The 14614-nt window shown below is 60.6% G+C and carries 11 protein-coding genes and 1 tRNA gene; 2 read left to right on the forward strand and 10 right to left on the reverse strand.

Features of this window, described 5'->3' with window-relative positions; all coding sequences use genetic code 11:
* Positions 1–45: 45 nt before the first annotated feature.
* From ilvD to pcsA, 8 genes are all read right to left on the reverse strand, one after another.
* Positions 46–1881 carry a dihydroxy-acid dehydratase gene (ilvD, locus tag EPK99_RS17105; RefSeq protein ID WP_128444310.1) on the reverse strand — a complete coding sequence of 612 codons (1836 nt, stop codon included), beginning with the start codon at positions 1879–1881 and terminating at the stop codon, positions 46–48.
* A 220-nt stretch (positions 1882–2101) separates the two neighbouring features.
* The gene (gene glmS / locus EPK99_RS17110; RefSeq protein ID WP_128444311.1) at positions 2102–3928 is read right to left on the reverse strand and encodes a glutamine--fructose-6-phosphate transaminase (isomerizing); all 1827 of its coding nucleotides are present in this window, start codon (positions 3926–3928) and stop codon (positions 2102–2104) included.
* 114 nt (positions 3929–4042) lie between these two features.
* The gene (gene glmU / locus EPK99_RS17115) at positions 4043–5404 is read right to left on the reverse strand and encodes a bifunctional UDP-N-acetylglucosamine diphosphorylase/glucosamine-1-phosphate N-acetyltransferase GlmU (RefSeq protein WP_128444312.1); all 1362 of its coding nucleotides are present in this window, start codon (positions 5402–5404) and stop codon (positions 4043–4045) included.
* 131 nt (positions 5405–5535) lie between these two features.
* Entirely contained in the window at positions 5536–6609 is a 1074-nt protein-coding gene (locus EPK99_RS17120; protein WP_128444313.1) for a BMP family ABC transporter substrate-binding protein, read from the reverse strand.
* Between the two features lie 44 nt (positions 6610–6653).
* Entirely contained in the window at positions 6654–7574 is a 921-nt protein-coding gene (locus EPK99_RS17125; protein ID WP_128444314.1) for an ABC transporter permease, read from the reverse strand.
* A complete protein-coding gene (locus tag EPK99_RS17130) occupies positions 7571–8656 on the reverse strand; it encodes an ABC transporter permease (protein WP_128444315.1) in 1086 nt (361 codons plus the stop codon). Before EPK99_RS17130 ends, EPK99_RS17125 begins: the two co-directional genes overlap by 4 nt.
* A complete protein-coding gene (locus EPK99_RS17135) occupies positions 8640–10190 on the reverse strand; it encodes an ABC transporter ATP-binding protein (protein ID WP_128444993.1) in 1551 nt (516 codons plus the stop codon). The genes EPK99_RS17130 and EPK99_RS17135 overlap by 17 nt, the downstream gene beginning before the upstream one ends.
* Before the next feature lie 188 nt (positions 10191–10378).
* Positions 10379–11107, reverse strand: coding sequence for a phosphatidylcholine synthase (gene pcsA, locus EPK99_RS17140; protein WP_342633745.1), 729 nt, complete (start codon positions 11105–11107; stop codon positions 10379–10381).
* 189 nt (positions 11108–11296) lie between these two features.
* Between pcsA and EPK99_RS17145 the strand changes: the two genes are divergently transcribed.
* Positions 11297–12499, forward strand: coding sequence for a UbiH/UbiF family hydroxylase (locus EPK99_RS17145; protein ID WP_128444316.1), 1203 nt, complete (start codon positions 11297–11299; stop codon positions 12497–12499).
* Here the strand turns inward: EPK99_RS17145 and EPK99_RS17150 are convergent.
* Positions 12476–13438, reverse strand: coding sequence for an AEC family transporter (locus EPK99_RS17150; RefSeq protein WP_128444317.1), 963 nt, complete (start codon positions 13436–13438; stop codon positions 12476–12478). The genes EPK99_RS17145 and EPK99_RS17150 overlap by 24 nt on opposite strands.
* A 37-nt stretch (positions 13439–13475) precedes the next feature.
* Positions 13476–14231, reverse strand: coding sequence for a cytochrome c biogenesis CcdA family protein (locus EPK99_RS17155; protein ID WP_128444318.1), 756 nt, complete (start codon positions 14229–14231; stop codon positions 13476–13478).
* Between the two features lie 203 nt (positions 14232–14434).
* Between EPK99_RS17155 and EPK99_RS17160 the strand changes: the two genes are divergently transcribed.
* Positions 14435–14510: transfer RNA gene (locus tag EPK99_RS17160), tRNA-Lys, on the forward strand.
* Positions 14511–14614: the final 104 nt, after the last annotated feature.

Raw genomic sequence — 14614 nt, forward strand, 5'->3', positions numbered from 1 at the left:
AGCTCGGCATGCCATTGAAACATGCCGATTGCGTATGCTCGTTTATTACTCCGGCAGGATCCGAACGGCGCCCTTGTCGGCCGAGGAGGCAAATGCCGCATAGGCCTTGAGTGCGGTCGTCACATTGCGCTTGCGCGGTGCGGCCGGCTTCCAGCCAAGGGCATCCTGCTCATGGCGGCGCGCCGCCAACTCGGAATCAGGAACCTTCAGGTTGATCGTCCGGTTGGGGATATCGATCTCGATCAGGTCTCCCTGGCGCACGAGGCCAATTGCCCCACCCTGGGCCGCCTCTGGCGAAGCGTGTCCGATGGAAAGCCCGGATGTTCCGCCTGAAAAGCGGCCATCGGTAATGAGCGCGCAGGCTTTGCCCAAGCCCTTCGACTTCAGATAGCTGGTCGGGTACAGCATTTCCTGCATGCCAGGGCCGCCCTTCGGGCCTTCGTAGCGGATGACGACGACATCGCCCGCCTTGACTTCATTGCTAAGGACGGCCTTTACCGCAGCGTCCTGGCTTTCGAACACGACCGCCGGGCCAGCAAATTTCAGGATCGACTCGTCAACGCCGGCAGTCTTCACGATGCAGCCGTCGAGAGCGATATTGCCGTAAAGAACAGCTAGGCCACCGTCCTTCGAAAAAGGATGCTCCACCGAGCGGATGATACCCGTCTCGCTGTCGGTATCCAGTTCATCCCAGCGCGAAGACTGGCTGAAGGCAACCTGGGTCGGAACGCCGCCAGGCGCTGCCTTGAAGAACTCGCGAACCGTCTCCGAATTGGTGCGGGTGATGTCCCAGCGGTCGATCGCATCGCCGAGCGTTGCCTCGTGCACCGTGTAGCAGTCGCGGTTGATCAGGCCGCCGCGGTCGAGTTCGCCGAGAATGCGCATGATGCCGCCGGCCCGGTGAACGTCTTCCATGTGGACATCGCTCTTGGCGGGCGCGACTTTGGAAAGGCACGGGACCTTGCGCGACAAATGGTCGATGTCTTCCATGCCGAAATCGATCCCACCCTCATAGGCGGCAGCCAGGATATGCAGAACCGTGTTTGTCGAGCCGCCCATGGCGATATCCAGTGACATGGCATTTTCGAAGGCCTGTTTGGTGGCAATCGATCGCGGCAGCACGGTTTCGTCGTCCTGCTCGTAATGACGGCGGGCGAGATCAACAATCAGATGGCCGGCCTCGACGAAGAGGCGCTTGCGATCGGAATGCGTGGCAAGTGTCGAGCCATTGCCCGGCAGCGACAGACCCAGCGCTTCCGTCAAACAGTTCATCGAATTGGCTGTGAACATGCCCGAACAGGAGCCGCAGGTCGGGCATGCAGCGCGCTCGATGACCGCGACGTCCTCGTCGGAGATCTTGTCGTCGGCAGCAGCGACCATGGCATCGACCAGATCCAGCGCCACCTTCTTGCCGTGCATGACGACCTTGCCGGCCTCCATCGGGCCCCCGGACACGAAAACGGCCGGAATGTTCAGGCGCATGGCGGCATTCAGCATGCCGGGCGTGATCTTGTCGCAGTTGGAAATGCAGACCATGGCATCGGCGCAGTGGGCGTTGACCATGTACTCGACAGAATCCGCAATAATCTCGCGCGAAGGCAGCGAGTACAGCATGCCGTCATGACCCATGGCGATACCGTCATCGACCGCAATCGTGTTGAACTCCTTGGCGACTCCGCCAGCAGCTTCGATCTCCCGCGCAACCAGCTGGCCGAGATCTTTCAGATGCACATGGCCTGGCACGAACTGGGTGAACGAGTTCACGACCGCGATGATCGGTTTGCCGAAGTCGCCGTCTTTCATGCCCGTCGCGCGCCAAAGGCCGCGGGCGCCTGCCATGTTGCGGCCATGTGTCGTGGTTCTAGAGCGGTAAGTCGGCATGGTGTCGTCCTCGATCCTTGGGCGGCGCGCGCCTGTCGTCCGGCTGCGCCAACATCCTACCTTTTTAGGCTTTTCTACTCCAACGGCTCCAGGGTGTCACTACCACGCAAGGCAAAAACGGTACTGCGCGGTACGGTTGGCGGCGAAGGCTTAGCGTATGTTTGTCGGAGGGAAGGATCATCCTAGGCCTCTGCAGGCTCTATGCCTTGCAGCTGTCACTTCACTCCACAGTGACGGACTTGGCGAGATTGCGGGGTTGATCGACATCTGTGCCCATGAAGACGGCGGCGTGGTAGGCCAGCAGTTGGATGGGCAGGGCGAAGATCATCGGCGCGATGATCTCGTCCACATTGGGTAATGCAATGGTCGCCATGGTCGGCAGCTTCGACGCCGCAGCACCCTTCTCGTCGGTGATGAAGATAATCTTGCCGCCGCGGGCCGCCACTTCCTGCATATTGGAGACCGTCTTTTCGAAGAACCGGTCATGCGGGGCGATGACGATCACCGGCATGTTTTCGTCGATCAAGGCGATCGGTCCGTGTTTCAACTCTCCGGCCGCGTAGCCCTCCGCATGGATATAAGAGATCTCCTTGAGCTTGAGCGCGCCTTCGAGGGCCAACGGGAAACTCGTCCCGCGACCGAGATAAAGCACATCCTTGAAGCGCGACAGGTCGCGCGAAAGCGCCTCGATCTGCGGCTGTATCTCATTCAGAACGCGGCTCATGATGCGCGGCATCTCAATAAGATGCTTGACCAAGGCGCGTTCGTCACCGGCTGAGATCGTGCCGCGGGCCCGTCCGGCGCCGATCGCCAAGGCTGCGAGGACAGCGAGTTGGCAGGTGAATGCCTTGGTGGATGCCACACCGATTTCGGGGCCGGCAAGGATCGGGAAGATGGCATCCGCTTCGCGGGCGATGGTGGATTCCTGGACATTGACGACAGCGCCGATCTTCAGTCCATTGTCCTTGCAATAGCGTAGCGAGGCCAGCGTATCGGCCGTCTCGCCGGATTGGGAAATGAAGAGAGCCGCTTGGCTTGGCGACAAAGGCAGTTCGCGGTAGCGGAACTCGGAGGCAACATCGATTTCGACCGGCAGGCGCGCATAGCGTTCGAACCAGTATTTGCCGATCAGGCCGGAGAGATAGGCCGTACCGCAGGCCGAGATGGCAAGACCAGATACGGCGCCGAAATCGATCGCCGTGCCGTTCGTTTTGATCGTGTGAGCCGCAAAATTCACATAGTGGCTCAGCGCGTGAGAGATGATTTCCGGCTGTTCATAGATCTCCTTTTCCATGAAGTGCCGGTGGTTGCCCTTGTCCACCATGAAGGCAGATGCCTGAGAGATCTGGCTGCGGCGCGTGACCGGCTTTCCTTCGAAATCTATCACCTCGAGGCTGTCGTGGGTGAGGATGGCACAGTCGCCATCGACAAGGTAGGTGATCTCGCTGGTGAACGGAGACAAAGCGATCGCGTCAGAGCCGAGGGACATTTCGCCGCTTCCGTGGCCGATCGCCAGGGGAGGACCGGAGCGAGCCGCCAGGATCATGCCCGGAGCGTCCCGGAACAGGACCACGAGTGCGAAAGCGCCCGATACACGGTTGAGCATGGCCAGCATGGCCGCGCGTTGATCAAGCCCCTGGCGGCGATATTTCGCCAGCAGATGCGCCACGACTTCCGTATCCGTCTGGCTCTCAAAAACGGCCCCCTCGGACAGAAGTTCGTCCTTCAGTTCCGAGAAGTTCTCGATAATGCCGTTGTGGACCAAGGCCACGCCATCCACGAAATGCGGATGGGCATTGGTCTCGTTCGGCACGCCGTGAGTTGCCCAACGTGTATGGGCGATGCCCACAGTTCCCGGAAGCGGATCGGCATCCAGCTTCTTCTCCAGGTTGAAGAGCTTGCCTTCGGCCCGGCGGCGTTCCATCACGCCATCATGAATAGTGGCCACGCCAGCACTGTCGTAGCCGCGATATTCTAGACGGCGGAGCGCATCCACTAATCGCGCCGCTACCGGCTGCCGACCAACAATCCCGACGATGCCACACATAAGGACCCCCTGCCCGTTCGAACATGCCGCATTCCTAGCCGATTGCTGTCAATCCGCAATCGGTCAGCGGTCATTTTGGATATCTGAAAGTTAAGCTGAAAGCGGTAAGCCAAGCTATTTCTGCGCCTTACGGGATGCTTTCATTGCCAGAGCTCTCTCGCGGATCAGCCTGGCCCGCTCCGGCTTGACCACCTGCCGCGCCCGCCCAAGGGCCAGGGCATCGGCCGGGACATCCTCGGTTATCACACTGCCCGAGGCGATATAGGCGCCTCTGCCCACGGAGACCGGTGCCACAAGCGAGGAGTTCGAGCCGATAAAGGCGTCCTCGCCGATGTTCGTATCGTGCTTGTTGACGCCATCGTAATTGCAGGTGATGGCGCCAGCGCCGATATTGGAGCGGGCACCGACCACCGCATCGCCGATATAGGTCAAGTGGTTGACCTTGGCGCCCTCGCCGATCCTGCCGTTCTTAACCTCACAGAAATTGCCGACTTTCGAGCCCACGCCGAGATCTGCGCCCGGCCTCAGCCGCGCAAACGGCCCAACCATGGCTCCGGCGCTGATATGGGCACCTTCGATATGAGAAAAGGCGTGGATGATCGCACCGCCATCGACACGCACTCCCGGTCCGAATACGACGTTTGGTTCGATCAGCGCGTCCTGGCCGATTTCCGTGTCGTATGATAGAAATACAGTCTCTGGCGCCACCATGCTCACGCCGGAGATCATCAGCTCATGGCGGCGCCGTTCCTGCCAGGACTTTTCGAGCGCTGCAAGCTCCGCCCGATTATTACAGCCCGCCACCTCGCGCTCCGGCGCGTCCACCACGGCCACCTTGCCGCCGTCTGCTCGCGCGATCTCCACGATGTCCGTCAGGTAATATTCGCCCCTTGCGTTGCCGTTACCGATCTTGTCCAGCAGCGCCAGTGCTTTTCGTCCGTCGATCGCCATCAACCCGCTATTGCACCAGCCAACTCTGCGTTCTTCGTCCGACGCATCCTTTTCTTCGCGGATGGCGACAAGTTCCCCACCTGCCACAAGCAGACGTCCGTAGCCCGTCGGATCATTTGTGTGAAATCCGATGACCACGATATCTGCGCCTTCCTTGAGCTTCTCGCGTGCAGCGATCAAAGTCGCCGACGCAATCAGCGGAACATCGCCGTAGCCGATCAGAATATCGTCATAGCCGCGCTGGATGGCTTCACGTGCCGCTAGCACCGCGTGGCCCGTCCCCAGGCGCTCGGTCTGCAGGAAGGTCTCAACGTCTACGCCGCCAACGGCGCCGGCCTTGGCCACCGCTTCCGCATCACGTCCCACAACCAGCGCCGCCGATCCGACCTCTGCCCCCGCGACCGCTTCCATCACATGCGCGATCATCGGCCGTCCCGCGATCGGATGCAGCACTTTCGACATGGACGACTTCATCCGCGTGCTGTCGCCGGCGGCGAGAATAACGGCTAGGCAGGAACGGCTCATGCAGAATCTCCTTCGGGAATATGCGCGCTTCATAGCAGCAAGCCACGGAAGGCGCGACAAACGGCTTGTGTGCAGCGGAAACAAAAAGGGCGCCCCAAAAGGACGCCCTCAGATCACAGGCGATCGTCGCCTTATTTCGGAAGCTTGTCGTCCACGCCTTCGATGTAGAAGTTCATGCCGAGCAGCGCTCCGTCTTCAGCCTTTTCGCCCGCCTTAAGCCAGGGCGTACCGTCCTGCTTGTTGATCGGGCCGGTGAAGGGATGCAGTTCGCCGGACTTGATCTTGGCTTCGGTTTCCTCGGCCATCTTCTTCACGTCGTCAGGCATGTTGGTGTAGGGCGCCATGGTCAGCACGCCTTCCTTCAGGCCGTCCCAGGTCTGCTCGGCCTTCCAGCTGCCGTCCAGCAGAGCCTTGACGCGTTTAACGTAATAGTTGCCCCAGGTATCGACGATCGCCGTCAGCTGTGCATGCGGACCAGCGGCGATCATGTCGGATGCCTGGCCGAAGGCATGGATGTTGCGCTGCTCGGCAACCTGCATGGGAGCGGTCGTGTCGGTGTGCTGGGTGATGACATCGACACCCTGATCGACCATGGCCTTGGCGGCGTCGGCTTCCTTGCCCGGGTCGAACCAGGTGTTGACCCAGATGACCTTGAGCTTGAAGCTCGGGTCGATCGAGCGGGCACCCTGCTCGAAGGAGTTGATGCCCATTACGACTTCCGGAATCGGGAAGGAGGCGATGTAGGCGGCGCCATGATTCTTGGAGGTCTTGGCGGCAATCTGGCCGAGAATATAGCGGCCTTCGTAGAAGCGGGAATTGTAGGTGCCGAGGTTCGGGCCGGACTTGTAGCCGGTCGCATGCTCGAACTTGACCTTCGGGAACTTGGCGGCAACCTTGACCGTCGCATCCATGAAGCCGAACGAGGTGGAGAAGATCAACGAGCAGCCGGAGCGTGCCAGCCGCTCGATCGCACGTTCAGCATCCGGACCTTCCGGCACGTTTTCAAGGTAGGAGGTTTCGACCTTGTCGGCGAATTCCTTCTGGACCTGCTGGCGACCGAGATCATGGGCCTGCGAATAGCCGCCATCGGTATGCGAGCCGACATAGACGTAGCAGACCTTGGTCTTGTCGGCAGCACTTGCAGCGGAGGAAAAGCCGAGCACGGCGGCGGCCGAGGCGGCAAGGGCAAATGTAAGCTTCTTCATGGGGACCCCTGTTTGGTTTGAAGTTATCCGGTAGGCCATGGTGTTCATCGCTCCGGTACGAAAGCTTTTCCCAGTGACGCGGGCGTATTCATCAACGTCGTGCGCCGATTATGGGAAATGATGACGAGGACGACAATAGTCGCCGCATAAGGCAGCATGGAGAGGAACTGGGATGGTATCCCGAGACCCAGCGCCTGCGCGTGCAGCTGCAGGATCGTGACGGCGCCGAAGAGATAGCCGCCAGCAAACACCCGCCAGGGGCGCCAGGATGCGAATACCACCAGGGCCAGCGTGATCCAGCCGCGGCCCGCCGACATGTTTTCCACCCATTGCGGCGTGTAGACCAGCGACAACTGGGCGCCGGCCAGGCCAGCGCAAGCTCCGCCGAACATGACCGCCAAATAGCGAGTGCGTATGACCTTGATGCCAAGAGCATGGGCCGAGCCATGGCTGTCGCCGATGGCCCGCAGCTTGAGGCCCGCGCGGCTGCGGAACAGGAACCAGTTGACGCCGATCACGAGGGCAATCGACAGATAGAAAATCAGATCCTGCCTGAAAAGAACCGGGCCGATCACCGGAATGTCAGACAGAAGCGGAATGGGAATATTCCCGAGCCGAATGCCGGGAATGCTGACATAGCTTTCGCCGATCATGCCGGATGCGCCAAGCCCCAGAAGAGTCAGTGCAAGGCCTGTCGCCACCTGGTTTGCCACGAGCGTCAGGGTGAGGAAGGCAAACAGAAGCGAGAAGATTGCGCCGCCGGCAATTCCGCTGACGATGCCGATATAAGGCGAGCCGGACATCTGCGCACCGGCAAAGGCTGCCACAGCACCCATGATCATCATTCCCTCGACGCCGAGGTTCAGCACGCCAGAGCGCTCCGTCACCAGTTCGCCGATCGCAGCGATGACCAGCGGCGTCGATGCGGTGATGACGGTGAGCAGGATGGCTTCGAACATGCTCATGCGACACCCCCGCGCATCCGCGTCCATGTGATGCGGATCTTGTAGTAGATGAGCGTATCGCAGGAGAGCACGAAGAACAGCAACAGGCCCTGGAAGACGCGTGTTACCTTGTCAGAAACCCCGATCGACAGCTGGGCCGCCTCGCCGCCGAGATAGGTAAGGCCGAGCACCAGGCCGGAGGCGACGATGCCGAGCGGATTGAGGCGTCCGAGAAAGGCGACGATGATCGCCGTGAACCCGTAGCCCGGAGAGATTGCCGGCTGAAGATGGTTGATCGAGCCGGAGACTTCGCAAATCCCGGCGAGACCCGCGAGCGCGCCGGAAAAGAGAAAACCGAACCAGATCATCTTCTTGGAAGAGAAGCCCGCGAACCGCCCTGCCCGCTCCGACTGGCCGAGCACCGTAATCTCGAAGCCTTTCAGGGTATAGCGCATCATGAACCAGGTAAGCCCGGCAGCGACGATCGCAAAAATGAAGGCCCAATGAGCCCGCCCCGATTCCTCCCAGATCGCCGGCAGTACCGCCTCCGGCGCAAAGTCCCGCGAGACGGGGAAATTGAATCCCTTCGGGTCCCGCCAGGCGCCACGGATGAGCCAATCCAGAAAAAGCTGGGCAATATAGACCAGCATGAGCGACGTCAGGATCTCATTGGTATTAAAATGCGCCTTCAACATCGCCGGGATTGCCGCGAAAAGAGCGCCGCCAAGGGCTCCGAGCAGCAGCATGAGCGGCAGCACCAGCGGCGAATGCCAATCATAGAAGACGATCGGGAGATAGGACCCGGTGATGGCGCCGATGGTGAACTGCCCCTCCGCACCGATATTCCAGTTGTTGGAGCGATAGCATACAGCTAGCCCCACCCCCATCAGGATGAGCGGTGCCGCCTTGATGGCCAGTTCGTGCAGGGACCAGGTTTCCAGCAGCGGCTCCACGAAGATGGCGCTCATAGCCGCAACCGGGTCTTTTCCCAGCATGGCGAACATGATAGCGCCGAAGACGAGCGTCAGCGCAAGCGCCAGCAGCGGCGACAGGATGGAGAAGGCGGGCGACATGGCAGCCCGTTTTTCAAGCTCGATGTGCATGCGCCACCTCCGAACCAGAGTGACGTTCGTGAACGCCGCCCATGAGAAGGCCGATGCGTTCCATGGTCAGAGTGCCGGCAGGATAAGGATCGGAAAGCTGGCCTTCCGATATGACGGCGATATTGGTCGCCACTTCGAAGATCTCATCGAGATCCTGGCTGATGACCACAACGGCCGATCCGGCTCGCGCAAGATCGATCAACGCCTGGCGGATACGGCTTGCGGCGCCCGCGTCCACCCCCCAGGTGGGCTGGTTGACGACAAGAAGAGCCGGCTGGCGATCAAGCTCGCGCCCGACGATGAACTTCTGGAGGTTGCCGCCTGAAAGAGCGCCGGCCGCCGGATCCTCTCCGCTTTTGCGCACGTCCATCTCGGCGCAGACCCGCTGGGTGGCCGACCGGACTGACGCGTGCCGGATGATGGAGAACAGGCCGCCGCCCAGGAAAGCCCTCCTGTCGGACTGGTTGCGGGCAAGCAAAAGATTGTCGGACAGCGGCATGCCGGTGACTGCGCCGTGACCATGCCGCTCTTCCGGAACGAAGCTCGCACCCATCAGCCTGCGCCCGTTGATGCCGATTTCACCAACCGCTCTGCCGCGAATCTGAACAGCGTCGTTTTCCGGGACGGTGTGTTCGCCGGACAAAATGTCGAAAAGTTCCCCCTGCCCGTTTCCGGCGACGCCTGCGATCGCCAGAATCTCTCCGGCCCGCACCTTCATCGTAATGTTCTTGAGCGAGACGCCAAAAGGCGTGCTCGCGGGAACCGACAGGTCCGCCACGTCGAGACGAACCTCGCCGGGCTGCACGCTCTCCCGGTGGACCTCGGCGATGTCCGATCCCACCATCATGCGCGCCAGCGACGCAGGCGTTTCCTGACGCGGGTCGCAAGCGCCGGTGACCTTGCCATGGCGCAGAACCGTTGCCCGGTCGCAGATCCGCCGCACCTCCTCCAGCCTGTGAGAGATATAGAGAACGGAGCGGCCTTCGTCGCGCAGCTTGAACAGCGTCTCGAACAGACGATCCGCTTCCTGCGGCGTCAGTACCGATGTCGGTTCGTCGAGAATGATCAGCTTGGGGTTCTGCAAAAGAGCCCGCACGATTTCGATGCGCTGGCGTTCGCCGACCGATAGATCTGCAACATGCGCCTTGGGATCGAGCGGCAGCCCGTAAGCCTTGGAGAGAGACGCCGCCTCATCCGAGATCTGCGCAAGCGAAATCTTAGGGTCGAGCGACAAGGCGATATTCTCGCCGACGGTCAGCGCTTCGAAGAGAGAGAAGTGTTGGAACACCATCCCGACGCCCAGTTTCCGTGCCTCGCCCGGCGAGCCGATGGTCACGGTTTTTCCCTGCCAAACGATCTGGCCGGCGCTGGGCTGCAGCACTCCGAACAGCATTTTCACGAGCGTGGATTTGCCCGCGCCGTTTTCGCCGAGCAGAGCGTGGATTTCTCCACCGGCTATATCGAGATCGATATGGCTACAGGCGGCAAAGCTGCCGAAAAGCTTGGTCAGTCCACGAACCGACAACAGCGGCATGGCCACAGCGTCTTCCGACAATGTCACAGAGCCCCCTCTGAACTGCGGGCTAACCTTCTGACGAGGTTTTGGCGCACCGCAACTGATGCTTCACAATATCCACGTCCCGTTGGGGACAATCCGCTGATATTGATACTGCTTTTGTTGCCGTGCACAATACTAAACAGAGACGGCGCAACACGAATCCGCTATTTTCCCAACCGGGGAAAGAACTGTAGCACGCCGCCTATGCAGTAGAGATAGAGGCCGCTCACGACAACGCCTGTGACGACCCAATCCGGCGTATCGAAGTGGAGGAGCAGCGAGTAGCCCCCCAATGCGCACCAGATGAAACCGACCGCCAGGTTGAGCGGGCGAAGCCGCTTTACCCGAACCGGGTGAAGGAAATTGATCGGCAGGAAGGTCAGGACGACGGATATCAGAACAATGGCCAGCGCGACATTGGCGCTTGCATCGATCACGAAGAGCGTGAAGATCACCATGTTCCAGACCACCGGGAAGCCCGAGAAGAAATACTCCTCCGTCTTCATTCCCGTGTCGGCATAGTAGATGGCGCTGGATACCACGATGGCGCCCGCGGCAACGAAAGACCAGGGTTCGCCTATCATGCCGCTCTGGTAAAGGGCGAAGGCCGGCAGAAGCACATAGGTCACATAGTCGATGATATTGTCGAGCGTATCGCCTGACCAGTTCGGCAGCACTTCCTTGACCTTTACCTTGCGGGCAATCGGGCCATCGATTCCGTCCACCAACAGGGCAAGCCCAAGCCACCAGAACATATCGACGAAGCGATGTTCCGCCGCGGCGACGACCCCAAGAAAGGCAAGGAATGAGCCGGATGCGGTCAGCAGGTGGACCGAAAAGGCGCGCATTTCCGCGTAGGGAACTTTCCGATAGTTGAAGATTCGCCTTATCACGCGTCGACCCGCCTTTCCGTGAGCCTGCGAGGTATGGGACCAATCGGCCCGCTTTGCAACCGCACTGCCTGCACACAGCTGAATTAGCATGGGGAAAGACAGGAGGTCGGCAGTGACGGAACGCCCCATGGATTAGAGGCCAATTAGGCTCTACATAGCAATGCGACACATATCCTGCGGGAGAAGATCATGCAGCATTTCGAAGTAGCGGTCGTGGGCGGTGGGCTTACCGGATCGGTGGCGGCGCTGGCGCTGGCGCGCGCCGGACGCAAGGTCGTGCTTGTCGCACCCGCCGCGGAAGAAGCGGACCAGCGGACCACGGCCCTGATGGATCAGTCAATCCGTTTCCTGGAGCGTCTCGGTCTATGGGACACGATCGAACCGAGTGCCGCGCCGCTTTCGACCATGCAGATCATAGACGGTACGAAACGGCTTTTGCGCGCTCCGACCACGCAGTTCCGCGCGATGGATGTTGGGCTGTACGCCTTTGGCTACAATATTCCGAACCATGCTCTTCATGCCACGCTGAACGCCGCTGTCTCCGCCGAAGCCAACATCACTGAGGTCAACCAGCGTGTCGATCTGTTCGATTTCGGTTCGGATCGGGTGGCGCTGACGCTCACCAGAGGTGAATCTCTTACAGCCGATTTCGTGGTCGCAGCCGACGGGAAAAATTCGGCGACGCGCGAAGCCGCGGGGATCGGCGTGCGGCGTTGGTCTTACCCCCAGACGGCGCTGGTGCTGAACTTTTCGCACACCGTGCCGCACGGGAATATATCCACCGAGTTCCATACGGAAACCGGACCGTTCACGCAGGTCCCCCTGCCCGGCTCTCGTTCCAGCCTTGTCTGGGTTGTCAAACCGGAAGAGGCGCAGCGCCTCTCCGTCCTGCCGGGAGAGGAACTGGCGACCGTCATCGAGGCGCGGATGCAGTCAATGCTTGGCAAGGTCACGATCGACAGCACGCCGCAGACCTGGCCGCTTTCCAGCCTGATGGCCGAGAAGTTCGGCGGGGGGCGCCTCGCTCTGGTCGGGGAAGCCGCCCATGCGTTTCCGCCCATCGGTGCCCAGGGGCTCAACCTTTCCCTGCGGGACATCATCGAGCTTTCTCAATCGCTGCGCGCAAACCCGGATTGCCCTGTTCCCGCCGACGCAGGCGACCGGTTCAACCGCCGCCGCCGGCCTGACATCATGACACGGACATTTGGCGTGGACGTTCTCAACAGGTCGCTGCTGTCGGATTTTCTGCCGGTGCAGATGGTGCGGGCAGCAGGCCTGCATCTTCTGGCCAGCGCGCCACCTCTCCGCAATCTGGTGATGCAGGAGGGCATAGAGCCCGGCCGTGGACTTCGCTCCATCCTGCAAGCCCTAAGGCAGGAGATCCGGCGGTAAAAGGCCGGCATGGGTTGCGTATAGCACCAGCGGCAGGGTGAAGACGGAGGCGATGGTGATGACCAGGATGCTGGCCGATGCGCGCTCCTGCCAGACACCATATTGCTGGCTGATCACGAAGACGTTCGTCGCAGTCGGCAGAGCCGACAGCAGGACCGCCGAATAGACCCATACCGGCTCGAAATTGCCGATGACGGAGAGGACGGTATAGGTCGTCAGCGGCAGGAGGATGAGCTTGAACGCCATGATGTAAGTGACCTCCGCCGGGATGCGCCGCACAGGGCGAAGCGCAAGCGTAACCCCCATGGCAAACAAGGCGCAGGGCGCGGCGGCCTGGGCGAGATACTCCACCAGCCGCTGGAAAGGCTCCGGCGGGTGCAGACCGAGGGCGGCAACGCAGAAGCCGAGCGCAGTTGAGAGGATGAACGGGTGGAGCAAGACCTTGCGCGCTATCTCTCCCATGACCTCGGCGGGCGGCTTTTGATTGCCGCCGGCGGCCGCCATCATCGCAGGCGCGACGACGAAATGGGTCGCATTCTCAAAGCAGACGATCAGCGCAACCGGGACGGCGGCTGCCTCACCGAAAGCCAGCAATGCGAGGCCGGGTCCCATATAGCCGATATTGCCGTATGCGCCGGCAAATGCCTGGATGGTGGAGTCGGCAAACGAATTGCGGCGGATGAGGTAGCCGATCACGAAGATTGTCGTGAAAACGAGATAGGTCGCGGCAATTTCGCCGAGGATGAAATCCACCTGCGTCAACTGTTCGATCGGCGTACGAGACACCAGCCGGAAGAACAAGGCAGGAAGAGCCGCGTAGATGATGAAGGTGTTCATCCACCCAAGCGCCTCCGCCGGCTGGCGGGTCACCCGCGCGGCGATATACCCGATGAGGATCAGCCCGAAAAACGGCAGCAGCAATGCAATAATATCGGCCAAATCGACTCCGGCGGTTGAAGGCCAAGAATGACCTGCTCTATCCGATCTGGGTCAGAATTGGAAAGGTCTGCTGGAACCAGATTGCCGCCGAGCTGACGAAGCCGAAGATGAAGGCAAGTCCCGTCAGAATGAGAAAGAGACCCATCAGCTTTTCAACGAGGCCAAGGTGGCGCCGAAAGCGCACCAGAAAGCCCATGAAAGCGCTGGAGAAGCCGGCCGCAATCCAGAACGGAACGGCGAGGCCGAGCGAGTAGACTGCAAGAAGCCCTGCCCCTTCGGCCACCGTATCGCGCGAGGCGGCAACGCCGAGGATGGCGCCGAGGATGGGGCCGATGCAGGGCGTCCAGCCGAAAGCAAAGGCGAGACCCATGATATAGGCGCCTGACAGAGAGGCAGGCTTGCCTCCGCCCTGAAAACGGGCTTCGCGCGCCAGTAGGCCGATGCGGAAGACGCCTAGGAAATTCAGCCCCATGATGATGATCATCAGGCCGCCGATCTTCGACAGGAGATCGAGATGCTGGCGCAGCAGCATGCCGATCGAGGACGCCCCTGCCCCAAGAGCGACGAAAACCGTAGCAAAGCCCAGCGTGAACATCAGCGCCGACAGCAAAACCGCCTTGCGAACCCCTTTATCCGTATTATGGCGTGCAGAGCCTTCCTTGCGAAATTCGTCTACTGAAATCCCCGCCATGTAGCAAAGATAGGGCGGCACGAGCGGCAGGACGCAAGGCGACAGAAAGGACAGCGCGCCGGCCAGCAGAGCGCTCAGAAGGGAAATTTCGGCTATCGACACGCGATGCTCCGGATGGAAGCTGTTGGTTTTGCTCCGCTTCACCTAATTCGGTGCGGGCACGAATGCCAATCACCTTTTTCGTCGCAGCGGGTTTTATGGCAAAACCCGCCTCATAGGGCGAATTTTACCGTTTTTTCGGGTTGACCCGGAAAGGGCGCCTGCATATGTTCCGCGCACTTTCACGCGCCCTCGGCGCGCCGTGGGAGAGCGTAGCTCAGCTGGTAGAGCAACTGACTTTTAATCAGTAGGTCTCGGGTTCGAACCCCGACGCTCTCACCATAAATGCCTGATACACATGGCTTCTCGGTGATTTCCGACTTATCGTCCGACTTTTGATCCGACTTTTCCGTTTGGAAAAGTCGGATGGTCGCTTCGCTCTTGCC

The organism is Neorhizobium lilium (assembly GCF_004053875.1).
Lineage (GTDB): Bacteria > Pseudomonadota > Alphaproteobacteria > Rhizobiales > Rhizobiaceae > Neorhizobium > Neorhizobium lilii.